The organism is Lentzea albida (assembly GCF_900111005.1).
Lineage (GTDB): Bacteria > Actinomycetota > Actinomycetes > Mycobacteriales > Pseudonocardiaceae > Lentzea > Lentzea albida.
Genome location: NZ_FOFV01000004.1, coordinates 473,166 through 496,251, shown reverse-complemented (window position 1 = coordinate 496,251; position 23,086 = coordinate 473,166). Strand labels below are relative to the sequence as shown.

At 70.5% G+C, this 23,086-nt stretch carries 25 protein-coding genes; 19 read left to right on the top strand and 6 right to left on the bottom strand.

Annotation, left to right across the window (positions count from 1 at the left end; genetic code table 11):
* The first annotated feature begins 29 nt into the window (after positions 1-29).
* From BMY74_RS14445 to BMY74_RS14420, 6 genes are read left to right on the top strand one after another with little or no spacing between them, the layout of a single operon-like run.
* Entirely contained in the window at positions 30-335 is a 306-nt protein-coding gene (locus tag BMY74_RS14445; protein WP_089915611.1) for a hypothetical protein, read from the top strand.
* Positions 332-3,367, top strand: coding sequence for a phage tail family protein (locus tag BMY74_RS14440; protein ID WP_089915608.1), 3,036 nt, complete (start codon positions 332-334; stop codon positions 3,365-3,367). Before BMY74_RS14445 ends, BMY74_RS14440 begins: the two co-directional genes overlap by 4 nt.
* Complete coding sequence (locus BMY74_RS14435) at positions 3,367-3,786, top strand: hypothetical protein (protein ID WP_089915605.1); 420 nt, start codon at positions 3,367-3,369, stop codon at positions 3,784-3,786. Before BMY74_RS14440 ends, BMY74_RS14435 begins: the two co-directional genes overlap by 1 nt.
* Positions 3,783-4,754 (top strand): hypothetical protein, encoded by a 972-nt coding sequence (locus BMY74_RS14430; RefSeq protein ID WP_089915602.1) that lies wholly within the window; start codon positions 3,783-3,785, stop codon positions 4,752-4,754. The genes BMY74_RS14435 and BMY74_RS14430 overlap by 4 nt, the downstream gene beginning before the upstream one ends.
* On the top strand, positions 4,755-5,204 hold the full coding sequence (locus BMY74_RS14425; RefSeq protein WP_089915599.1) for a hypothetical protein: 450 nt from the start codon (positions 4,755-4,757) through the stop codon (positions 5,202-5,204).
* Positions 5,204-5,605: a hypothetical protein gene (locus tag BMY74_RS14420; RefSeq protein ID WP_089915800.1), complete on the top strand. Its 402-nt coding sequence runs from the start codon at positions 5,204-5,206 to the stop codon at positions 5,603-5,605. The genes BMY74_RS14425 and BMY74_RS14420 overlap by 1 nt, the downstream gene beginning before the upstream one ends.
* A gap of 4 nt (positions 5,606-5,609) precedes the next feature.
* On the opposite strand, the gene BMY74_RS14415 is transcribed toward BMY74_RS14420, so the two are convergent.
* From BMY74_RS14415 to BMY74_RS14400, 4 genes are all read right to left on the bottom strand, one after another.
* A complete protein-coding gene (locus BMY74_RS14415; protein ID WP_089915595.1) occupies positions 5,610-6,482 on the bottom strand; it encodes a 1,4-dihydroxy-2-naphthoate polyprenyltransferase in 873 nt (290 codons plus the stop codon).
* 47 nt (positions 6,483-6,529) lie between these two features.
* Positions 6,530-7,621 (bottom strand): SH3 domain-containing protein, encoded by a 1,092-nt coding sequence (locus BMY74_RS14410; RefSeq protein ID WP_089915591.1) that lies wholly within the window; start codon positions 7,619-7,621, stop codon positions 6,530-6,532.
* Positions 7,622-7,698: 77 nt separating this feature from the next.
* Entirely contained in the window at positions 7,699-8,730 is a 1,032-nt protein-coding gene (gene menE, locus BMY74_RS14405) for an o-succinylbenzoate--CoA ligase (RefSeq protein ID WP_089915588.1), read from the bottom strand.
* A 29-nt stretch (positions 8,731-8,759) separates the two neighbouring features.
* Entirely contained in the window at positions 8,760-9,683 is a 924-nt protein-coding gene (locus BMY74_RS14400) for a 1,4-dihydroxy-2-naphthoyl-CoA synthase (protein WP_089915585.1), read from the bottom strand.
* On the opposite strand from BMY74_RS14400, the gene menD reads away from it, so the two are divergent.
* The 6 genes from menD to BMY74_RS14370 all read left to right on the top strand — a co-directional run bounded on the left by menD (position 9,682) and on the right by BMY74_RS14370 (position 16,126).
* Positions 9,682-11,253: a 2-succinyl-5-enolpyruvyl-6-hydroxy-3-cyclohexene-1-carboxylic-acid synthase gene (menD, locus tag BMY74_RS14395; RefSeq protein WP_089915580.1), complete on the top strand. Its 1,572-nt coding sequence runs from the start codon at positions 9,682-9,684 to the stop codon at positions 11,251-11,253. The two genes, BMY74_RS14400 and menD, sit on opposite strands and share 2 nt — an antisense overlap.
* 54 nt (positions 11,254-11,307) lie before the next feature.
* Positions 11,308-12,810: a M1 family metallopeptidase gene (locus BMY74_RS14390; RefSeq protein WP_089915577.1), complete on the top strand. Its 1,503-nt coding sequence runs from the start codon at positions 11,308-11,310 to the stop codon at positions 12,808-12,810.
* A 186-nt stretch (positions 12,811-12,996) separates the two neighbouring features.
* A complete protein-coding gene (locus tag BMY74_RS14385) occupies positions 12,997-13,449 on the top strand; it encodes a hypothetical protein (RefSeq protein WP_089915574.1) in 453 nt (150 codons plus the stop codon).
* A gap of 9 nt (positions 13,450-13,458) precedes the next feature.
* Entirely contained in the window at positions 13,459-13,998 is a 540-nt protein-coding gene (locus BMY74_RS14380; RefSeq protein WP_089915571.1) for a DUF3558 family protein, read from the top strand.
* A gap of 23 nt (positions 13,999-14,021) precedes the next feature.
* Positions 14,022-15,326 carry a hypothetical protein gene (locus BMY74_RS14375; protein ID WP_143091568.1) on the top strand — a complete coding sequence of 435 codons (1,305 nt, stop codon included), beginning with the start codon at positions 14,022-14,024 and terminating at the stop codon, positions 15,324-15,326.
* Positions 15,327-15,376: 50 nt separating this feature from the next.
* Positions 15,377-16,126, top strand: coding sequence for an SDR family NAD(P)-dependent oxidoreductase (locus BMY74_RS14370; RefSeq protein WP_089915797.1), 750 nt, complete (start codon positions 15,377-15,379; stop codon positions 16,124-16,126).
* 4 nt (positions 16,127-16,130) lie between these two features.
* On the opposite strand, the gene BMY74_RS14365 is transcribed toward BMY74_RS14370, so the two are convergent.
* Complete coding sequence (locus BMY74_RS14365; protein ID WP_089915565.1) at positions 16,131-17,363, bottom strand: isochorismate synthase; 1,233 nt, start codon at positions 17,361-17,363, stop codon at positions 16,131-16,133.
* A 78-nt stretch (positions 17,364-17,441) separates the two neighbouring features.
* Here BMY74_RS14365 and BMY74_RS14360 point away from each other — a divergent pair, with 78 nt between their 5' ends.
* The 7 genes from BMY74_RS14360 to BMY74_RS14330 all read left to right on the top strand — a co-directional run bounded on the left by BMY74_RS14360 (position 17,442) and on the right by BMY74_RS14330 (position 22,219).
* Positions 17,442-17,873, top strand: coding sequence for a DUF3592 domain-containing protein (locus BMY74_RS14360; RefSeq protein WP_245786112.1), 432 nt, complete (start codon positions 17,442-17,444; stop codon positions 17,871-17,873).
* 9 nt (positions 17,874-17,882) lie between these two features.
* Positions 17,883-18,824: a 1,2-phenylacetyl-CoA epoxidase subunit PaaA gene (gene paaA / locus BMY74_RS14355; protein ID WP_089915559.1), complete on the top strand. Its 942-nt coding sequence runs from the start codon at positions 17,883-17,885 to the stop codon at positions 18,822-18,824.
* Positions 18,821-19,105 carry a 1,2-phenylacetyl-CoA epoxidase subunit PaaB gene (gene paaB, locus BMY74_RS14350; protein WP_089915556.1) on the top strand — a complete coding sequence of 95 codons (285 nt, stop codon included), beginning with the start codon at positions 18,821-18,823 and terminating at the stop codon, positions 19,103-19,105. Before paaA ends, paaB begins: the two co-directional genes overlap by 4 nt.
* Positions 19,102-19,986, top strand: a complete 885-nt coding sequence (paaC, locus tag BMY74_RS14345) for a 1,2-phenylacetyl-CoA epoxidase subunit PaaC (RefSeq protein ID WP_089915553.1) — start codon at positions 19,102-19,104, stop codon at positions 19,984-19,986. Before paaB ends, paaC begins: the two co-directional genes overlap by 4 nt.
* Positions 19,983-20,474 (top strand): 1,2-phenylacetyl-CoA epoxidase subunit PaaD, encoded by a 492-nt coding sequence (paaD, locus tag BMY74_RS14340; protein ID WP_089915550.1) that lies wholly within the window; start codon positions 19,983-19,985, stop codon positions 20,472-20,474. Before paaC ends, paaD begins: the two co-directional genes overlap by 4 nt.
* On the top strand, positions 20,475-21,515 hold the full coding sequence (gene paaE, locus BMY74_RS14335; RefSeq protein ID WP_089915547.1) for a 1,2-phenylacetyl-CoA epoxidase subunit PaaE: 1,041 nt from the start codon (positions 20,475-20,477) through the stop codon (positions 21,513-21,515). It abuts the gene before it with no gap.
* Between the two features lie 83 nt (positions 21,516-21,598).
* On the top strand, positions 21,599-22,219 hold the full coding sequence (locus tag BMY74_RS14330) for a hypothetical protein (protein ID WP_089915546.1): 621 nt from the start codon (positions 21,599-21,601) through the stop codon (positions 22,217-22,219).
* Here BMY74_RS14330 and BMY74_RS14325 read toward each other — a convergent pair.
* Positions 22,204-23,034, bottom strand: a complete 831-nt coding sequence (locus BMY74_RS14325; RefSeq protein ID WP_089915543.1) for an inositol monophosphatase family protein — start codon at positions 23,032-23,034, stop codon at positions 22,204-22,206. The two genes, BMY74_RS14330 and BMY74_RS14325, sit on opposite strands and share 16 nt — an antisense overlap.
* Between the last annotated feature and the right edge of the window lie 52 nt (positions 23,035-23,086).

Below are 23,086 nucleotides of genomic sequence, written 5' to 3'. Positions count from 1 at the left end.
CTGAGCACCGAGTCCGCAGGGGGGACGCTGTGTCGTCGCTGTTCACCGACGCGGCCGAGATGCGCGCGTACGCCGAGTACCTGCGCACCGAGGCCCAAGAGTTCGAGACGATCCGCAAGTACGTCCACGCCACGGCGTGCGACAAGGCTGGTTTCACGGGCCTGCTGGCGTTGCTGCAGCCGGGCGTGGACGTCGTGCGGGCGTTGTTCGACGAGACGCTCGACTTCGGCAAGTCGAAGCTCGAGGGCACGGCCACGGCGGTGGACGCGACGGCGAAGACCTACGAGGACATCGACGCCCTGCAGCGGCGGATCTTCGAGGGGCTGCTCAAGTGACGACCTCCTACCAGGCCGTTCGTCCCGTCGCGGCCTCGCTGAAGCAGCCCGACGTCGACACGGCGTCCCTGAACGACGTCCTGCGCGACCAGGGCTGGGGCGTGCAGGCCGTCAACTGGGTGTTCGAGGCGGTGACCGGCGAGTCGCTGGTCTCCACGATCATCACGCCGATCACCGGCGACTGGTCCAAGATCCGCGCGGACGGCGACGCGTGGCGCATGGTCGGCAACGCCATGAACGACGTCTCGTACAACCTCACGGACGCCGTGGGCAAGGTGCGCGGCCACTGGGACGGCGACGCGGCCAAGGCCCACGAGAAGTACATCGCCCTCGGCTGGAAGGCGGGCCTGCTCGCCGAGATGGGCGTCGCCCAGCTGATCGCGAAGGGCTTCGACACGGTCGCGTCCGGCGCCGAGGCCCTGGGCAAGCAGGCCGCGCGCCTGCTCGACTACCTGGTCAACAAGCTGCTCGAGGCCGCCGCCACCGTCTGGATCCCGGTCGCGGGCTGGATCAAGGCCGCCGAGATGGTCTGGAACGCGTACCAGATCTACCGGCGCGTCATGGACATCATCGAGACGGTCCAGAAGCTCATCTCGGACGTCAAAGCCCTGTTCGACGCCGTCGGCCGCGTCTTCTCCGCCATCGGCAAGCTGAAGGACGCCGACTCCCTCGCCGAGGCCATGAACGCCACCCAGGAGGTGGCCGAGGCGGGCCGCGACGTCCGCAACGCCGTCAACGACATCCACGACGACTTCTCGAACATCAAGGAGTCGGCCACGGAGATCGCCGACCGCGGCCGTGACGTCGGTTCGCAGGTCCGCGAGATCTACACCCCGCCAGGCGGCTCGGAGGAGACCAAACCGGCCGCCGTCTCGTCGGTGGCACCGGGCGGCGCCCCCGCAGCCGCCCCGCCGACCCTGCACGGCGGCCCCGACGCCCCGACCTCCACCCACGCGGCAGCGGCCACGGGCCCGGCCGCCACGGCACCGCCTTCCCTCGGCGGAGGTGGCGGCGGCGGAGCGCCCACGGGCGGCGTCCCCACCGGCGGCCACTCCAGCGCCCCCGCGGGCGGCGGCCACTCGGGCGGCCCGGCGACTCCGGCCCGCCCGGACACGACGCACGCGGCAGCAGCGGCCCCCGCGGCCGCCCCCACCGGAACGCACCAGACCCCGATGGGCGGCGCGATGCCGATGGGCGCCCCGATGGCGCCGGGAGCGGGCGGCGGCGACCAGACCCGCAGCTCCGGCTCGCGCCCCGGCGCGGGCGGCGTGCCGGCGTTCCCGTCCGCGGGCGCGCCCACGGGCGGCCCCAAGCCGTCCACCGGCCTGCCCACGCCTCCTGGACAGGGCTCGGGCCTCCCGACGCCTCCCAGCCAGGGGTCGGGCACGCCCGCTTCGGGCTCGAGGCCGTCCACGGGCCTGCCGACGCCCCCGTCGGGCCCCGGCACGCACCCGACGCCGGACCCGCACCGGACGCCGGGCTCTGGCAGCGGCCTGCCCACGCCCCCAAACACGGGCGGCCACACGACGCCCGGTGGCTCGGGCCTGCCGACGCCGCCGAACTCCGGCGGTCACCCGACGCCGGGCAGCGGTCTGCCCACGCCTCCGGACCACCCGAGCGCCAGTTCCGGCACCGCGACGGCCCCGGCGCCGTCCCACACGGGCGGCGGCCTGCCGTCGCCTCCGGGACACCCGACCCCGAGTGCCGGTGGTGGCCTCCCTTCGCCCCCGGGACACCCCGCTCCGAGCGCGGGCGGCGGCCTGCCGTCGCCTCCCGGACACCCGAGCCCCGGCACGGACCACCCGACGCCGTCCGGCACCACGCCGCACGACTCGACCACCCCGCGCCCGCACGACACGACCCCGTCCGGCGGGGCGCACGAGCCGAAACCCCACGACACCCCGTCCGGCGGGCCGGCCGACCCCAAGCCGCACGACTCCGGCCCCAGGCCCCACGACACGGACGGCCAGCCCCCGAAGTCCCACGACGGCGACACCCGGCCTCACGACGCCGACCCCAAGCCGCACGACGCCGACCCCAAGCCGCACGACGCCGACCCCAAGCCCCACGACACCGACACCAGCGGTGCCGAGGACGCCCGCCCCCACGACCCCCAGCCCGACCACGACACCCCGCCGGCCCACGACACCGACCCCAGGCCCGGCAACGAAGACGCCACCCCGGGCAACACCGGCGACCACGACGGCGGCAACCCGCCGCCGCCCACCGGCCCCGACCTCAAGGGCCACTTCGACGCCGCCGCCATGGCCGCGCAGGGCCAGGGCTACCAGCACCAGCTGGAGCAGATCCTGCCCGACCAGGCCGACCGCGACCGCTACGTCGAGCTGAGCAAGGAGCTCTCCACCAACCTCAGCCCGCAGGAGGCCCAGCACGTCGCCGACGTCCGCAACCAGATCACGGTCGGCAGCGGCGACATCGTCACCAAGGCCCTCAACCAGGGCGCGCTCAGCACGTACCTGCCCGACACGCCGCACGCGCCGGGCAGCCAGAAGGAGACCTGGCAGAACCAGATGGGCGGCTCGGTCGCCCGTGGCCAGGACGTGGTCGGCGTCAACACACCGCAGGGCCTGCGGGACGGCCTCGCCCTCGACGACAAGGGCCAGGGCTGGACCCCGATCCCCGCGGGCGCGCAGGAGGCGATGCAGCTCCGGTACGAGGTGACCGCCCAGAACGAAGCGGCGCACAACGTGCCGTTCGGCGGGCCGAAGAAGGACACGCCGGACTTCAGCCAGCCCGGGCCGTACGGGGCGAACGAGTACCAGTCGCCGCAGGAGAAGGCGCACTACGAGGCGTCGCAGCAGCAGATGGCGGCGGCCGGGGGCACGACCAAGGTCTACGACGGCTTCGACCCGTTCACCGGTACGGGCTCCACGATGGGCGGGATGCCGGAGTGGCGCGTCGACGGCGGCACACCGTTGCCCGATCGTGCCGAGATCTGGCAGGTGAACGCGGACGGCTCTGAGAAACTGCACGCTGTGTACGACCGCAGGTTCGGCTGGACGAAGCTCTGATGACCCAGTACTCCCAGGAGATGGCCGAGTACCGGGGCGAGACGTTCTTCGCCGGCGCCGAAGGCCCCGACCACGTCTGGATCCGCAAGGTCCCAGGCGTGTCTTACGAGCACAACGACGGCTTCCAGACGTACGGCAACCGTGAGCTCAAGACGGTCGCCGTCACCGACCTCGACGCCTGGTACCGCGAGACCTGCAAGGCGACGTGGCGCGGGCAGCCGTTCAACGTCGTCGCCACGCACGACGGCAAGGCGGAGGCCGGGTACGCGGGCGGCGAGTACGTCTGGGCTCAGCGCAACGGGCTCGAAGGCGACCAGTACAACGGCTACACGGCCACGCTCGACGAGGGCGAACTGGAGGACGTGCAGGTCGACCGCACCGACTTCCTGGCGCGGTGGAAGGAGAAGAACCCGGGATGAGCACCCCACAGGCCGTGCGCAAGGCGGCCGGCATCGGGCCGGAGACGATCCTGCAGAAGATCGTCCACCCCGCCGTCGCGCAGCTCTACCTGGGCAACGTCGTGGTGCCCGGCAAGTTCGAGCCGCACCGCGCGGCCGGGTTCGTGACGCGCGGGCAGGACTTCCCGCAGGGCACGTCCGACCAGTTCGCCGAGGCGTTCGGCGTCGACAAGGTCGCGGACTGGCCGCGCGGGACGCAGTACCTGCTGCGCTTCCTCGCCCACACCGCGGAGCTCTTCGACACGAGCTTCGGCGGCCCGACGCTCGACGGCGCGCAGAAGATGGGCACCACCCGCGTCTACCCGGTCCCGTTCACCGGCACCGGCTACACGCCGAGCGCGAACCCGATCCCCGAGTACGTGATGGAGCTCGCCGAGCTCCCGGCGGGCACGGAGCTGTGGCGCTTCGAACCGGACGGCACCGGCCGCAGCGTCGGCAAGTACGTCCACCGCCAGACCGGCTGGATCCCGACCGGCGACGTCGGCTTCGGGCCGGGGAGGTACTGGCAGGCACCGGTTCCGCACCGCCCGACCGTCCGTCGTGGACTGATCGGCCGCTACCGGGACGAGGACTTCGACGTCGACTTCGGGCCCAGGGCCGGGTCCGTCCTCCTGCACCCGCTCGCCGGCAGGCCCACGCCCCCGGACTTCACCGAGGGGTTCCTCGAGGTGCCGGACGCGGTCGTGGAGGACCTCCAGCTCGTCCGCACGGTCTGCACGTACCGCGGCGCGGAGTTCGAGATCGTCGGTGTCCTGGGCGACCAGGCGGTGCTGCACTTCCTCGGCGAGAACTACGAAACCGCCCAGGAGCTCGGTCTGTCCGAGGTGGACTTCCGCCAGTGGCGCACGATCGCGCAGCGCAGCGAGGTCACCGACATCCGCGGTGACGCGCGGCCGATCCGGCGCGGTCTGTTCGGGAGGGAGAACTAGATGAGCACCCCGAACGACAGCTGGAAGTCCGCCGAGCTCAGGGCCGCCGAGGCGCAGGTCGACGCGCGCTTCAAGGAGGCGCAGGACCTCGCGAACCGGCTCAAGGAGACGCCGCTGCCGCCCGTCCCGCCGGTCGACTTCAAGGCGATCGCCCAGCAGGTCGAGCGGGCCGCGCAGGAGCGGGACGCGCCCGAACAGCTCAAGGCGTTGAAGCGCAAGGTGGACGCGGGCGAGTTCACCTGGGAGGACGTCGTCTCCGGCAAGGCCGCGCAGGACCCGGACGTGCAGGCCATGCAGCAGGAGAACGTCAAGAAGATGAAGCAGGCCTTCCAGATGTTGCAGGAGGGCATGACCGCCGACGAGATCATGGAGGCCCAGCGGCCGCGCCGGGGTCCCGACGACGACGGTGACGCGCTCGACCCCGACATCTTCACGGAGGACAAGTGGTGATGACGGTCTGGCGGACACCGGACGTCCTCGCGGCGGAGGACTTCCTGACGAGCGCCGTCGCCGACGCGGAGCGTGCGATGCGGACGGCCCAGCAGAACCTCCGGGGCAAGGAGCCGTCCACTGAGGACATCCGCAGGGTGATGCAGTTCGCGAAGTCGAGCGAAGCCTCTCCGGCGATGCGTCAACTCGCGGACCGCATCGCGCGCGGTGCCGGTCTGAGCTGGCGTCAGGTCCTCACCGGCGAGGCGGGCCACGACCCGCTGGTGCGCCAGGCGCTCGACGCCGACCGCGCGAAGCTGGACGAGCTGATCCAGGGTGAGACGGCCCCGCCGCCACCCCCGCGCAGGCCCGCGCGAACGGACGACGACGAGCCCGTGCAGTTCACCGAAGACGCCTGGTAGCGCCCTAGTCGAGCACCAGGGCCACGCTGACCAGCACGGCCCACGCCAGCATGGCGATCCCGGTGAACTGCAGCACCGGGATCAGGTCCTTGCCGCCCCGCCCCGCGGCCACGCGACGCACGGCGGGCAGCAGGATCGGCGCCGCCAGGAACCCGAGCAACGCGTACGGCACCCGCACGACCATGCCCAGCGCGATCAGGAACGGCACGGCGATGAGCGCCAGGTAGAGCCGGCGCGTGTCCTTGTCGCCCAGCACCACGGCCAGCGTCCGCTTGCCCGACACGGCGTCCGTCGGGATGTCGCGCAGGTTGTTCGCCACCAGCACCGCGGCCGAGATCGCTCCCATCGCGATGGACGCCCCGATGCCGATGCCGGTGATCTCACCGGTCTGCACGTACAGCGTGCCCAGCACCGCGGCCGGTCCGAAGAAGAGGAACACCGCGATCTCGCCGAGGCCCGCGTAGCCGTACGGACGCTTGCCGCCCGTGTAGTACCAGGCGCCGAGGATGCACACGGCACCGAGCGCGAGCAGCCACCAGAACCCGGACAACACCACGAGCGCCACACCCGCGAGCGCGCCGATGCCGAGCGAGATGAAGGCCGCCAGCCGCACCTTCTTCGGCTCGGCGGCACCGGACCCGGTCAGGCGGAACGGCCCCACCCGGTTGTCGTCCGTGCCGCGGATGCCGTCGGAGTAGTCGTTGGCGTAGTTCACGCCGATCTGGAACGCCACCGAGACGACGAGCGCCAGCACCGTGTAGAGCGCGTTGAACTCGTCGATGTGGTGCGCCGCAGCCGCTCCGACGACCACCGGGGCGATCGAGTTCGGCAGCGTGCGCGGGCGGGTCCCCTGGATCCACTGGACGACTGAGGCCATGCCCCTATCCTCCGACATGACTCCTGAGGACCCGCCGAAGGGGTGTATCAGCAGGCAGTGGCGCCCGAGACGCCCGCCACGTACGCCTTCGCGATGTGCTTGCCGGACGCGATGCGGTACCAGACGTTCGAGGTGCCCTGCGTGCCCGACACCGACTCACCGGTGAGCTGGCACGTCACCCTGACCTGCGCGTGGTTCGCGGCCAGCCCGACCTGCGTGGACGAGGAGTTCGCTCCGCTGCGCACGTTGACCGTGCCGTTGGCGGCGGACGTGCGGACCGTCCCCACAGGACCGGAACCGGTCCACAGGTACGTCACGGTCACCCACGCGTTGTTGGTGAGCTTGAGGCCGTCCCAGAACGTGCCGTCGGCGAGGTCGATGCCGGCCGGGTTCGCGACCTCGCGGCCGAACTGGTCCTTGCCGCCGTTGTAGTTGTTCTCGTACGCGGCCTGCGCCTCGGGCTTGCCCTGCGGCAGGTCCTTCCACATCTCCCGGGTGGTGGACGGGTTCCAGTAGTCGTCCTTGGTGTTCCACGGGCCGACGTCCCACACGGGCGCCCATTCACAACGACCGTTCGAAGCGCACACCTGCACGCTGTAGTTGCCGGAGTTGTTGTTGGCGAGCCCACGCCGTGACGGCAGCGCCACGAAGTGGTCGCGCGATCGGATCACGTGCCCGTTCGCCGTCGTGCCACCGACGAGGCCCTCGCGGGTCGCGTAGACGCGGTACGAACGTCCAGCAGCGGCAACGGAAACGTCTTCCGCCGCGGGCACCTTCGACGCCGTCAGCCTCACCTTCGAGGCCTTGCCGCTGCTCAGGACCACGCGCGTCTCGACGGTGGAGGTGGTCACCGGCAACGTCGCCGGAGCCTCCAGCCACTCGGTCCACTGGCCGTCCGCGCGCAGACCGCGCACGTCGACGACGCCGTCGCCGGTCACCGCCGCCGTGACCGCGTTGGCGGGCTGCGCGAGTCTGTGCGTGCCGAGCTCGACCAGGCCCGTGCGCGGGGAGCCGCCCCACGTGACGGCGCGGCCGCTCACGTCGGCGGTCCACTCGTTCGACGCCGGAGCCGCCTGCGCGGGAGACGCCAGTCCGGCCACCAACGCGGCGCCGGCGACCAGCGGTAACAGGTAGCGCATGAAGAAACCCCCATCGCTAACGCGCACGGCCAAGTTCCGCACGCTTCGCGGCGAGGGTCTTCCTCAGCGGTAAAGGTTCACCTAAAAGCGTTGGCCACCGCGGTCCGGTCGACCTTGCCCGGTCCGCGCAGCGGCAGTTCGTGCACGAACCGCACGAGCTTCGGTGCCGCCGCCCGTCCGACGGCCTCGGTCACGACGGCCTTCAGCTCCTCGATCGACGGTTCCCCGTCGTGTGCCACGACAGCCGCGGCCACGACCTGGCCCCACTCGTCGTCGGGCACGCCCACGACACAGGCCTCCAGCACGCCCTCCACGGTCGCCAGTGCCCGTTCGACCAGCACCGGAGGCACTTTCTCGCCACCCGTGACGATCACGTCGTCCGCGCGGCCCAGCACCTCCAGCCGCCCGTCGCGCAGCCGCCCGAGGTCGCCGGTGCGGAACCACTCGCCGAACGGCTCGGGGCTGCCGCGGTACCCCAGCGCCAGCACCGGTCCGCTGATCTCGATGACGTCGTCGGTGCGCAACGACACGTCACGCAACGGTTCGCCGTCGTACACGCACCCGCCTGAGGTCTCGCTCATGCCGTACGTCGTGACGACCTGCACGCCCAGAGCGCGCGCCTGCTCCAGCAGTTTCGGCGGGGTGGCGGCCCCGCCGATGAGCACGCCGTCGAACTGCCGCAGCGCCTCCAGCCCCGGCCCCTCGCCCACGACGAGCCGCGACAGCTGCGTGGGCACCAGGGCGGTGTAGTGGCGGCCGGGCTGGGCCAGCACGGGCCGTGCGGCCTGCGCGAAGCCCATGGCGCGGAAGCCTCCGGACAGGTCGAGCACGCCGGGCGCGGTGCCGGCGATGATCGACCTGACCAGCACCTGGACCCCGGCGATGTGGCCGGTGGGCAGCGCCAGCAGCCACGTGCCGGACCCGCCGAGCCGCTCGTGGGTGGCCTCGGCGGACGCCGTCAGCGCGTCCGCGTCGAGCAGGACGGTCTTCGGCTCGCCCGTCGACCCGGAGGTGGGCACGCCGAGCACGGCGCGCTTCTCCCAGCCGTCGAGCGGTCCGTCGACCAGGGGCTCGCCGCCGCTCAGGGCCGCGCGCAGTTCGTCGAGCATGCTCTTACCTGCCCATGAGGAGTGCGGGCTCAGAAGTAGTACGGGTAGTTCGACCAGTCGGGGTCGCGCTTCTCCAGGAAGCTGTCGCGGCCCTCGACGGCCTCGTCGGTCATGTACGCGAGCCGGGTCGTCTCGCCGGCGAACAGCTGCTGGCCGACCAGTCCGTCGTCGATCAGGTTGAACGCGTACTTGAGCATGCGCTGCGCCGTCGGCGACTTGCCGTTGATCTCGCGCGCCCACTGCAGCGCCGTGGTCTCGAGCTCGGCGTGCGGCACGACCTCGTTGACCGCGCCCATCTTGTACATGTCCTCGGCGGAGTACGTGCGGCCGAGGAAGAAGATCTCGCGGGCGAACTTCTGCCCGACCTGCCGGGCGAGGTACGCGGAGCCGTAGCCGCCGTCGAACGAGCCGACGTCGGCATCGGTCTGCTTGAACTTGGCGTGCTCGGCGCTCGCGATCGTGAGGTCGCACACGACGTGGAGGCTGTGGCCACCGCCCGCGGCCCAGCCGGGCACGACCGCGATGACGACCTTGGGCATGAACCGGATCAGCCGCTGGCACTCGAGGATGTGCAGCCGCCCCGCGCGTGCCGGGTCGACCGTCTCGGCCGTCTCACCGGAGGCGTACTGGTAGCCGCTGCGGCCGCGGATGCGCTGGTCACCGCCGCTGCAGAAGGCCCAGCCGCCGTCCTTGGGGCTCGGCCCGTTGCCGGTCAGCAGCACGCACCCGACGTCGGACGACATCCGCGCGTGGTCGAGCGCCCGGTACAGCTCGTCCACCGTGTGCGGCCGGAACGCGTTGCGCACCTCGGGCCGGTTGAACGCGATGCGGACCGTGCCCTGGTCGAGCGCGCGGTGGTACGTGATGTCGGTGAAGTCGAAGCCCTCGATCGGCTTCCACAACGACGGGTCGAAGAGCTCCTGATCTGCCACGGTCTGAGACTCTAGGCGCATGAATCCGTCCACGGCGCAGGCGAGGGTGATCGTCGACGAACTGGTCCGCAACGGCGTCCACCACGCCGTGCTGTGCCCCGGTTCGCGCAACGCCCCGCTGTCGTTCGCCCTGCACCAGGCCGAACAGAAGGGCCTGCTCTCGGTGCACGTGCGCATCGACGAGCGCAGCGCCGGTTTCCTCGCGCTCGGTCTCGCCAAGACCGGCACGCCCGCCGTCGTCACCTGCACGAGTGGCACGGCCGTCGCGAACCTCCACCCGGCCGTGATCGAGGCGCAGCTCACGAACGTGCCGTTGATCGCACTCACCGCGGACCGGCCGGTCGACCTCTACCGCACGGGCGCGAGCCAGACGATCAACCAGTACGACCTCCTGGGCATCCCGACGCTGCACATGCCGGAGGGCGGCGGTGAGGCCGTGACGCGGTCGTTGATCTGCCGGGCCATCGCCGCGGACGGTCCGTCGCACGTCAACGTGCCGTTCCGGCCTCCGCTGACGCCCTCCGACGACGAGTGGCCGGCGTCGGGCCGCGGCGCGTGGACGGAGACGGACCGCGCGTTCGCGGTGGAGACCCGTGCGTCGGAGTTGCCCGCCCGCACTCTCGTGCTGCTCGGTGACGACCGCCCGGAGCGGCTGCTCGCGGCCTCGCGGCTCGGCTGGCCGGTGATCGCCGAGCCGACCGCGCCCGGCGGCCTGCGCCACGGGTCGTTGCTGCTCAACGCGGGCCTGCCGGAGCACCTGCGGCCCGAGGCGGTGCTCGTCGTGGGGCGCGTCACCCTGTCGAGGGGACAGCAGACCCTGCTTGGAGCGACTCCAATCGTGCACGCCGTGGGGGATCAGGCGCAGTGGCCGGACGTCCCGTTCAGTGCGACCCGCGCCTCCACGTGGTTGCCGGAGCCCGCCGCCCTGGACGGCGAGTGGACGCAGGCGTGGCAGCGCGCGGTGAAGGACGTCGGCGTGGCCGTCGACGACCTGCTGGACGCCACGCCGTGGCCGACGGGTCTGCACGTGGCGCGCGACCTGGTGCAGGGGATGCCGTCGGGGTCGCTGCTGTTCGTGGGCTCGTCGAACCCGATCCGCGACGTGGACTTCGCCGCGGAACGCCGTTCGGACGTCGCCGTGCACGCCAACCGGGGTGCGGCGGGCATCGACGGGAGCGTGTCCACGGCGCTGGGCCTGGCGTTCGTGCACGACGGGCCCGCGTACGCGTTGATGGGCGACCTGACGTTCCTGCACGACAGCAACGGCCTGCTCGCCGACCGCCGGCCCGACCTCACGATCGTCGTGCTGAACGACGACGGAGGCGGGATCTTCTCATTGCTGGAACAGGGCGCTCCGGAGTACGACGGCAGTTTCGAGAGGATTTTCGGCACCCCGCACGGGACTGATCTGACCGCTTTGTGCGCGGGCTACCGAATTCCGCACTCCATTGTGGACGACCAGGAGGAGTTCCGTAGCGCGATTGCGGCGCCGAAGGGCCTCCAAGTGGTCGAAGTGCAGGCAAAACGCGACGAACTGCGCGCACTGCACCAACGTCTCAAGGCGACGGTGTCAACCGTTTTCACCAGATAGGAAACATACGTAAGTCGGTGGCTCGCCCATGATCGTCTGGATAGCGTCCGCCGCATGTCGATCAGATCGAAGGCGACGGCCGCGGCGGCGTCCGCGGCCGCGATGACCCTTTTCGCGGGTACGGCGCTGGCGGCGTCTCCAGGTGCTCCCGGCGCCGGCGACCCGTACTTCCCGACGTACGGCAACGGCGGCTACGACGTCTCCCACTACGACATCAGGCTCAACTACAACCCGAACGGCGACCAGCTCTCGGGCACCACGACGATCCTCGCCAAGGCGACCGAGGACCTCACGCAGTTCAACCTCGACTTCCTGCTCAAGGTGAAGTCGGTGCGCGTCAACAACGTGCCGACGTCGTTCGTCTCGGACCAGGGCGAGCTCACGCTCACCCCGCGCGGCGGCGTCCGCAGGGGCCAGGACCTGACGATCGTCGTCACATACGCCGACAGCCCGTCCACCGTGAAGGACCGCAACGGCTTCACGGCGTGGACGAAGACCGTCGACGGCGCCCTGGCCATCGGTGAGCCGGAGATCGCCTCCTGGTGGTTCCCGTCCAACGACCACCCGACCGACAAGGCCACCTTCGACGTCAACGTGGCCGTCCCGAACGGCGTCGAGGCGATCTCGAACGGCACGTTCGTCGGCCAGACCCGCCAGATCAACGGCTACACGCGCTGGAACTGGCGCAGCACCAAGCCGCAGGCGACCTACCTGACGTTCCTGACGATCGGCCAGTTCGAGCTCCGCCAGGGCACCACGCCCTCGGGCCAGCCGTACGTCAACGCGTACTCCGAGCGCCTCGGCGAGAACGCAGACGCCGCTCGCGCCAGCATCGAGCGCACGCCGGAGATCACCGAGTTCCTGGCCGAGAACTTCGGCCCGTATCCGTTCGAGGCACAGGGCGGCGTAGTCACCCCGAACCTCGGTTACGCGCTCGAGAACCAGACCCGCCCGACCTACGACACGGGCTTCTTCCGCCGCGGCGCCAACACCTACGTCGTCGCGCACGAGCTGGGCCACCAGTGGTTCGGCGACTCCGTGTCCGTGCACCACTGGCGCGACATCTGGCTGAACGAGGGCTTCGCCTCCTACGCGGAGTTCCTGTGGTCCGAGCACATCGGCGAGGGCACCGCCCAGGAGAACGCCGACTTCACCTACGACTCGTACCCGGCCGACAGCCCGTTCTGGAACGTCCTGCCCGGCGACCCCGGCGCCGGCGCGGTCTTCGACGGCGCGGTCTACGACCGAGGCGCCCTCGCCGTGCACGCCCTGCGCGTGGCAGTAGGCGACGAGAAGTTCTTCGAGATCCTGCGCACCTGGGTAGCCGAGAAGAAGTACTCGGACGCCACGATCGAGGAGTTCATCGCCGTCGCCGAGCGGGTCTCGGGCCAGCAGCTCGACCAGCTCTTCCAGACGTGGCTCTTCACGAAGGGCAAGCCGGACGAGGCCCCGGGCCGCACCGCCGACGCGGCCGCGAAGACCCTGTCGGTCACCGCGGAACCGAAGTCGCGCGCCAAGATCCAGCTGACGCACCAACTGCTGGACGCCCACAAGTAGATCGCTTTTCCGTTCACGAGCCGTGCAGGCCACTCCAGGTGGCCTGCACGGCTCGTGTTCGTGTGACCCTGGATCGGGTGCTGCTGGTTACGTCGAACGGGTGTAAGTAGTCGTACCGATCCGCGCTCCGCCCCATTTGCTTTACCTTCAAACGACAGTTCGCAGTGCACGTGGGGGAGTGAACTCGTGACGGGTCAGAGCAGCGCGCAGGAAAGCGCGCAGGCGTACGCCCTGGAGCGCTACTACGCGCAGTCCGGCGGCCCCTTGATGGGTTTCATGAGCGGCGGCGTCAGTACGATCCTGGCCGCGGCCAAGTCTGTGGAGGCCGCGGCGGAGGCGGGCGCGCTCCAGCACGACCCGGAGGCCGTGGACACGGCGATCAAGAAGCTGGACGACTTCGCGGCCGTCCTGGAGAAGATCGCCCGAAACTCTGCGTACCTGGCGACGAAGACCCCGTTGGGCGGGGGATACGCCGACCAGATCGGCAAGTTCAACGAGGGAATCGGTGAGGCCGCACGATCCGAGGTCATCCCGGGCCTGATCAAGGCGATCAGTGAGCTCAAGGCCCAGTTGGACAAGAGCCGCAAGTCCTACCGGAACGTGGATGAGGGCACGTCCGGCACCATGAACCGACTGTGACAGGAACTCATGAAGCACGCGCGTATCGCCATTGCCGGACTCGCTCTGCTCGCTGCGGCCTGCTCGGGTGGGCCGACCACGGGTGAAGCCAAGCCAGGCGGCACCAGCGAGAGCCCGACCAGCACGTCGCCGTCAGCGACAGGCGACTCCCGACTCGCCTCTGTGAAACCGTGCGAACTGATCAGCGACGGTGAGGCGAGCGACCTCAGCATCAAGTCGCCGACGCCCAGCCAGTCCCTCGGTCAAGGGGTGTGCGAGTGGGACGGCGTCGGCAACGGCGGCCTCACGGTCGCAGTGGAGCAGGAGAAGGGGGCGGACAGCCTCAACTACGAGGGCGATGTGAAAACTCCCTCGAAATTCGGGAAGTACGACGGTTTCACGGTGGCAGGGGCGAAGAAGACCGTTTACATGTGCCACGCGGTGATCTCGGTCAGTGAGTCGTCGAGCGTGCAGATCATCGCGAGTGCCGGTGCTGCGACCACCGACACGGCCAAGGCGTGCGAGATGGCCAAGAAGTCCGCTGACTTCGTCGTGGGCAAGTTGTCCTGAGCCGCAGTTCGAAGGGATGACCGATGGCGTACGACAGACCGCAGGTTCCACAGCCGACCGCCAACTACCCAGGACACAGCCACGCCGCCATGCACCAGCAGGCGATGGACGGCAACGATCCGGGTGAGGCGGGCAAGATCGCGGCGATGTGGAAGTCGATCTCGACTGAACTGGTCGACGTCGCCGTCGGACTCAACACCGTGGTCAACGGCCTGCGGGCCGGCTGGACCGGTAGCGCGGGCGCCGCAGCCTCCCAAGCCCTGACGAAGGTCGGCAACTTCACCGACCAGCTGTCGGCTTCGTTCTCGGCGACCAGCGGCGTCATCAACCGCCAGGTGGAGGCCGCGGAAGCCACCAAGAACAAGTTCCCCCAGGAAGTCCCGTACAACCCGCAGCAGATGCTGAAGGACGCCGCGACCAGCCTGAACCCGCTCAAGATGGCCGCGGCGCCGTTCGAGATGCTTGCTCAGCGGGAGAAGTCGCAGGCCGCCAAGCAGGAGGCCGAGCGGGTCATGCAGGAGCGGGACAACTCGCTCGCCGCGGCCGCCGCGACGATGCCCACGTTCGAGGAGGCCCCTCAGTTGCCCAATGGCGACCAGGGGGTCACCACGACGAGCAGCACGACGTACGCGCACACCACGAGTTCGGTGACGCCGTCCTCGCAGGTGGGGAGCACCGCCAACTCTTCCACCGGCATCGCATCCGTCGGAAACCCCGCTGTCGGCAACCCCGTCGCGGGCACCCCGCCCATCGGCAACCCGGGCCAGAACAACGGCACCACCAACCCCTCGTGGGTCGCGCCGCCGACCACCCAGCCCACCCGACCGGGCCAGCTCCCCAACGGTGGCAACCCGAGCGACCGCAGGCCGCCGCTTCCCGGCCCCGGCCCGTTCCCGCCCGGCATGTGGCCGAACGACCCCCGCCCTACCGGGCAGGGCGGGACCGGCCGTGGCCCGGCAGGCGCCGGCGGACGTGGCGCGGGTGCGTTCGGCCCCGGCGCAGGTGGTCGCGGTGCCGGCGGCTTCGGCGCAGGTGGAGCAGGCGGGTTCGGCCCGAACGCCGGCTCGCAGGCGGGCCGCGGCACCTTCGGCCCCTCCAACCCCGGCGGCGCCGCCGGAGTCGCCCACGGCCCGGAGGGAACCGCCCGCGGCGGCAGCAACGCGGGCAGCACGGGCAGGCCCGGCGCCGCAGGTGCCGGCGCGGGTGGCATGGGCGGTGGCGCGGGCAACGGCGAGGAGGACAAGGAGCACAAGTCGAACTACCTCGTGCCCACGGACGAGTACTTCGACGACGACCGCATGGTCGCCCCGCCGGTGATCGGCGACTGACCGCCGCAAACTCAGTGGCCCTCAACCCCGGCGACGAGCACGATCAACGGGTGAACTCTCGTGTCGCGCTCGTCACCGGCGCAGGCTCCGGAATTGGCGCCGGAACAGCAAAAGCCCTGGCAGCCCAAGGAAACCGGGTGGCTCTGGTCGACAGAAGCGACCGCGCGCAAGCCGTGGCCGACGAGATCAGGGAGTCCGGCGGAACGGCGATGGCCGTGCAGGCGGACATCAGCGACCCCGACGCCGTCACCCAGGCCGTCGAAGAGGTCACCGCCACCCTGGGCCCGGTCGAGGTCCTGGTCAACAACGCCGGGTTCGCCAGGGACAACATGGTCCTCGACATGCCGCTCGCCGACTGGGACTCCGTGATGGCCACCCACCTGCGCGGTAGCTTCCTGATGCTCAAGGCCACAGCGCCGGCCATGCGCGAGGCGGGCTGGGGTCGCGTCGTCAACATCTCCAGCATCTCGGCGCTGGTCGACGGCGACCGCGCCAACTACGTCGCCGCCAAGGCTGGCCTGGAGGGCTTCACCCGCGCCACGGCGCTGGACCTCGCGCCGTTCGGCATCACGGTGAACGCGATCGGGCCCGGTGTAGTGGTGACCGAGATGACCAAGGTGTCCGCGGCCCGTGCGGGGCGCACGCTCGACGAGCACATCGAGGTGCAGCGGCAGTCGATCCCACGCGGGCGTGTTGGCACGCCACATGACATCGCACGTGCCGTGCTGTTCTTCACGGCGGAAGACGCCGACTACGTCACGGGTCAGGTGATCTACGTCAGCGGCGGGCCGCACGGATAGACGGTCAGATGCCTTCGAGGGCCTCGCGCATGGGGCGCATCTTGGCGTGCGCCTCCTGCACCTCGATGTCCGGATCGGAGTCGGCCACCAGCCCGCACCCCGCGAACAACCGGGCCGTCGACCCCGAGATCTGCGCGCACCGCAGGGCGATGCCGAGTTCCCCGTCGCCGTTGCCGTCGATCCACCCGACGGGCCCCGCGTAACGCCCGCGGTCCATGCCCTCCAGCTGCGAGATCAGCCGGGTGGCGTCCAGTCGCGGCGTTCCGCCCACGGCGGCGGTCGGGTGGACCGCCGAGCCGAGGTGCAGCAGCGACACGGACGACTCCAGCGTGCCGATCACGTCAGACGACAGGTGTGACACGTTGGGCAGCCTCAGGACCGAGGGCCCCTCCACGGACATGGTCGTGCAAAAGGGCCGCAGGGTGTCCGCGAGAGAGCGGATCGCGTAGTCGTGCTCTTCGAGGTTCTTCTCCGACGACATCAACGCCGCCGCGAGCTCCTCGTCCGACATGCCGTCGTGCGGCCACGTCGTGCCGGCCAGCACCCGCGAGTCCACGACCGAACCGGTCCGGCGCAGCAGCAGTTCCGGCGTGGCGCCGACCAGGCCGTCCACGGCGTAGGCCCAGCACTCGGGATAACGCCGCGCGAGCCCCTGCAGCACGAACCGCTGGTCCAGCCGCTTGTCGGTCACGGCCATCAGGTCGTGCGCCAGCACCACCTTGTCCAGCTCGCCGGCGCGCATCCGCCGCACGGCTTCGCGCACGGCCTCGCGGTACTGCGTGACCGGCAGCTGCCCGTTGGAGTAACGGACGGAGGTCGGGCGTGAGAGAGGCGCGACGTGCGGAGCCGGGTCGGAGGCGCCGATCGTCGTGACCCACTGCTCACCGTTGCGCCGCCCGGCGACCACCTCGGGCACGATCAGCACCGAGTCACCCGGTGAGTCGGCGAACGCCATCGAGACGAACGCCACCGGACCGCTGCCCGGTACGCCCAGCTCGTCGTCCACGTCGAGGTGGGAGACGAACTCCTGCCACCACTTGTCGGCCTTCGCGAACCGGTCGGGGCCGCTGACCTCGAACCGCGCGGCCTCGCCCCAGCCGACCAGCCCGGACCCCTCGCGCACCCAGGCGAGCGCGCGCTCCGGATCCGGCAGCAGTCCGAGCAGGTCACCGGCGGTGTCCCGCTTCGACCGGACGCGAATTCGCTGCCGTGCTCTCGATGTCGGTGCAGAGGTCACAGTCCGACTGTATGGACATGAACCTGAAAGCGCGGCATCCGCCCGGCTCTAGACTTCTCAGTTGTGGTGGAGGACGCAGTGACCAAGACGCCCCGCGGTGTACGCGTCCGCCGTGCGGTCTGCAGAGCGTTGTTCGTCGTCGGTGGCGTGATCACGCTCGTGTGCGTGCTTCTGCCCATCGCGTGCTGGCGGGACGACGTGGCCATCGAGCGGTCGATGGGGCAGGCGGTCGCGCAGGTCGACTCCGTGTCCTTCAACCGGACGGTTGTGCGCTACGCCACACCGGACGGGCGCGTGATCATCCCGTCCCAGGGCGTGCTCTACCCGGACGGACTCAAGGTCGGGGACAACGTGCGGGTCGAGTACGACCAGACGAACCCCGAACTGACGCGCGTCGCCGGGCGGACCGCCGTGCTGTCCCTGCTCCCCGTCGGAACGTTCCTCGTGTCCGTCTGGATCGTCATCGCCGCGGTTGTGACAGTTCTACGCAGGTTCGGCGCCCGGATGTAACATCGGTGTATGGCGGATGACCTGGAGCTGCGCTTCGAGCGCACCGTGCAGGCCGAATCGCGCATCGAGCCGCGCGACTGGATGCCCGACGGCTACCGCAAGACTCTGATCAGGCAGATCGCCCAGCACGCGCACTCCGAGATCATCGGGATGCAGCCGGAGGGCAACTGGATCAGCCGCGCGCCCTCGCTGCGCCGCAAGGCGATCCTCCTGGCGAAGGTGCAGGACGAGGCGGGGCACGGCCTGTACCTGTATTCGGCGACGGAGACGCTCGGCGCCGACCGCGAGGACCTGACGACCAAGCTCATCGAGGGCCGCCAGAAGTACTCCTCGATCTTCAACTACCCGACGCTCACGTTCGCCGACGTCGGCGTCATCGGCTGGCTGGTCGACGGTGCCGCGATCTGCAACCAGGTGCCGCTCTGCCGCACGTCCTACGGGCCGTACGCGCGCGCGATGATCCGAATCTGCAAGGAAGAGTCGTTCCACCAGCGTCAGGGCTACGAGCTCCTCATGACGATGATGCGCGGCACCCAGCAGCAGAAGGACATGGTCCAGGACTCGGTGAACCGCTGGTGGTGGCCGGCGCTGATGATGTTCGGCCCGCCGGACGCCGAGTCGACCAACACCGAGCAGTCCATGGCGTGGCGGATCAAGCGCGACACCAACGACGAGCTGCGGCAGAAGTTCGTGAACATGAGCGTGCCGCAGGCCGAGGCCCTCGGCGTGACGTTCCCCGACCCCGAGCTGAAGTGGAACGAAGAGCGCGGGCAGTACGACTTCGGCTCGCCCGACTGGGACGAGTTCTGGCAGGTCGTCAAGGGTGGCGGAGTCTGCAACGAGCAGCGCATCGCCCACCGTCGCAAGGCGCACGAGGACGGCGCATGGGTCCGTGAGGCCGCCGCCGCGCACGCTGCCAAGCACGACGCACGTAAGGAAGGTGCCGCGTGAGCACGTCGTGGCCGTTGTGGGAAGTGTTCGTGCGCGGCAAGCGCGGCCTGAACCACGTGCACGTCGGTTCGCTGCACGCGCCGGACGCCGAGATGGCGCTGCGCAACGCCCGTGACGTCTACACGCGTCGCAACGAGGGCGTGTCGATCTGGGTCGTGCCCGCCACGGAGATCACGGCCTCCTCGCCGGACGAGAAGGACCCGTTCTTCGCGCCGTCCGGGGACAAGGTCTACCGGCACCCGACGTTCTACGCGATCCCCGAGGACGTGCCGCACCTATGAGCTTCGACAACGCCTACGAGTCGCTGCTGGGTGGCGAGGACGCGCACTGGGCGTTCGGAACGGGCTTCTCGGAGGCCCTGTCCGGCGTGAACCGCGAGTTCCCCGCGGGCGTCGACAGGGACGCGCTCGCCGCGTACTGCCTGATGCTCGGCGACGACGCGCTGATCTGCTCCCAGCGGCTCGCGGAGTGGTGCTCGCGCGCTCCCGAGCTGGAGGAGGACATCGCGCTCGCCAACATCGCCCTGGACCTGCTCGGCCAGGCGCGCATGCTGCTCACGCGCGCCGGCGAGGTGCTGGGCAAGGACGAGGACGAGCTCGCCTACCTGCGCGACGAACGCGAGTTCCGCAACGTGCACCTGGCCGAGATCGACTGCGGGCCGGGCCCCGGCGGCGACTTCGCGACGACCATCGCGCGCCTGCTGGTGTTCTCGTCGTGGCGGCTCGCGCTCTTCTCCCGCCTGCGCGGCTCGGCCGACCCGGTCCTGAAGGCGATCGCCGAGAAGGGCCTGAAGGAACTGGCCTACCACCGCGACCACGCGGCCCAGTGGACCGTGCGCCTCGGCGACGGCACGGACGAGTCGCACCGCCGCATGCAGGCGGGCCTCGACCGCGTGTGGCCGTTCGTCGACGAGCTGTTCGCGACGCATTCCGTCGACACCGTGCTGGCCGGAGTGGCCGTCGACCCGGCGTCACTGCGGTCCGAAGTGGACGGTGTGCTGGAGGCGGTTCTCGACGCCGCCGGCCTCACGCGTCCCGCGGACACGAAGGCAGCACGGGTGGCGGGCATGGCGGGTCGTGACGGCGTGCACACCGAGGCCATGGGCTACCTGCTGGCCGAGATGCAGCACCTGCACCGCTCGCTGCCCGGAGCCGTCTGGTGACGACGGCGCTGGAGGTCGCGTCGGCCGTGCGGGACCCGGAACTCCCGGTCCTCACGCTGGCGGACCTCGGCGTGCTGCGCGAGGTGTCCGAAGAGGACGGTCGCGTCGTCGTCACCATCACCCCGACCTACTCGGGCTGCCCCGCGATCGACGAGATGGGCGCCGACCTGCGCCGATCGCTCGTGAGCGCGGGCTTCACCGACGTCGAGGTGCGCCTGTCGCTCTCCCCGGCCTGGACCACGGACTGGATCAGCGACGAGGGCCGCGCGAAGCTGGCCGAGGCCGGCATCGCACCCCCGGCGCGCATCGGCCCCGTCGCCGCGGGCCCAGTCCCGTTGAACCTCGTGCCGCCGTCACGCCAGGTCGCGTGCCCGCAGTGCGGTTCGCCGAACACGTCGGAGATTTCCCGGTTCGGCTCGACCGCGTGCAAGGCCCTGCGCCGCTGCCACGCCTGCGCCGAACCGTTCGAGCACGTCAAGGAGATCTGAGTGGCCCGCCGCGCTGCCTTCCACAAGCTGACGGTCGCGAGCGTCGACCGCCTCTGCGACGACGCCGTGGCCGTCACCTTCACCGTGCCGGAGGACCTCGCGGACGAGTTCGCCTTCACCGCGGGCCAGTACCTGACCCTGCGCCAGGGCGACGAACGCCGCTCGTACTCGATCTGCGCGCCCACCGGCGCCGCCCCGCGCATCGGCGTGCGACGCGTCGACGGCGGCCAGTTCTCGACGTGGCTCGTGGACCGCGTCGCCGTCGGCGACGTGCTCGAAGTCCTGCCACCGCTGGGCAAGTTCACGCCGTCCGGTACCGGCACCCACCACGGCCTGGTCGTCGCGGGCTCGGGCATCACCCCGGCCCTGTCGATCGCCGCCACGGTCCTCGCCACGGGCGCGCGCGTGACGTTGTTGTACGGCAACCGAAGCACCAACACGGTGATGTTCGCCGACGAGCTCGCCGACCTGAAGGACCGCTACCCGGCCGCGTTCCAGCTGATCCACGTCCTGTCCCGCGAACCGCGCGACGTGGAACTCTTCACGGGCCGCCTGACCGCTTCGAAACTCACGGCCCTGTTCGGCAGCGTCGTCCCGTTCGACGCCATCGACGAATGGTGGCTGTGCGGCCCCTACGAGATGGTGCAGGACGCCACGGCCGTGCTGCGCGATCGAGGCGTTGCTCCAGACCGCGTGCACCACGAGCTCTTCTACGTCGACGAGCCGCCGCCCCCACCGCGCCGCAAGGAGGCCGTGGTGGACGCCGCCGCCTCGGTGACGGTCGTGCTGGACGGCAAGACGACCACCCTGCCGCTGCCCGCCGACGAGCCGATCCTGGACGCCGCCCAACGCGTGCGCGCCGACCTGCCGTTCGCCTGCAAGGGCGGTGTGTGCGGAACGTGCCGTGCGCTCGTCACGGAGGGCACCGTCGAGATGCGGCGCAACTACGCGCTCGACGAGTCGGAGGTGGCGGCGGGGTTCGTGCTGACCTGTCAGGCACTGCCGACGAGCGAGTCCGTGACGGTCGACTTCGACGCCTGAGCGGAGCGGGCCGAGCTGAGATACACATACCGTGATCTCAGACAACGCCACGAACAGCCGGTGAACGTGGCACGATCGAAAGCATGGTGGTCGTCCGTTCAGCCCTCTGGGGTGCCCTGATCGGCACCCTGCTCATGGGCGCCCTCACCACGGTCATCGACGTGTCCACGCCGAGTGACACCGACTCGTCGGTGTTCGTCACCTTCATCGCGATCGCCTTCGTCTCCTTCCTGTTCGGAGGCATCCCCGGAGCCGTCGTCGGCACGGTCGTCGGAGCCATCCGCAACGCGGTCCGGCAGCCGCGCCACGTGCCGCCGCCGATGTACCACCCGCCGGTCCCGCAGCAGCCCTACGACATGTGGTCCGACCTGGTCGAACGCTGTGCCGAGTCGACACGCCGGGTGTCGGCCGCGGTGCAGACGGTGCCCAACTCGCCCGCCAAGGAGTGGCTGCCGCGGATCACCGAGAAGCTCGTGACGGAACTCGACGACGTGCGCGGCATCGCGCAGCTCGGGCGGGCGCTCGGGGCCGTCGACCGGCAGCACCCCGTCTACCAGCGGCTGCTGAAGGCCACGCACGACTTCCACGCGTTCGAGAACGAGGTGGGGCGGGTGGCATTGCAGATGTTCGACCACCCGGAGCTGGACGAGGCGCGCACGCACCTCGAGGTGCTGGAGAAGCAGCTCCCTCAGCTGTCGACCTGAAGCGCCGACTGCCACCAGCTCAGCACCTCGTCGGCCGCCTCCGGCGCGGCCACCAGGAGTCCGTCCACGGGTAGTTGGGCGCCCTCGCCGCGTCTGTCGAGCACGACCGCACCCGACTCCACGGCCAACGAGACCGCACCGGCCACGTCCCACTCGTGGTAGCCGTGCAGCACGGCGGCGGCCACGTGTCCCAGCGCCACTTGTGCGACGGCCAGGCACTTCGAGCCGAGGACGCGCACGCCCGTGCCTGCTATCGCGGCCGTGGAGATGAACTCGCCCATGCCCGGCCACGGACCGGTGCGCGTCATCTCGGTGCACACGACCAGGGAGTCGCCCTGTCGTTCGGTCAGGCGGACCGGGGTGCCGTTCGCGCGCATGCCGCGGCCGCGGGCGGCGGCGTAGATCTGCGAGCGGTACGGGTCCGCGACGACGCCGACGACCGGGCCCCAGCGGTCCACCAGCGCGAGGCTGTAGGCGCACCAGGGCATGCCCGCCGTGTAGTTCGCGGTGCCGTCCACGGGGTCGACGACCCAGCGGAACTCGGAGTCACCGGTCACGTCGTCGGAGTTCTCGCAGAACACCGGTATCGAGGGGAACTCGGCGGTGAGCACGCGCCGGGTGTGGCGTTCCAGGGTGCGGTCGGTGTCGGTGACCCAGTCGAACGGCGACTCGCCGGAGTCGGGACGCACGCCGCGGCCGGCGGTGGCCATGATGACGTCCGAGGCGTCGTTCGCCAGGCGACCGGCCACTTCCAGTGCGATGGACACGAGTCCGGGGTCCACCGGGTGCGCGGGACGGGACGACAAGACGGTCATGCTGGCCTAGTTTCACCGCGTCGTGTGTCCGGAAACCGAAGCGCAGATGACG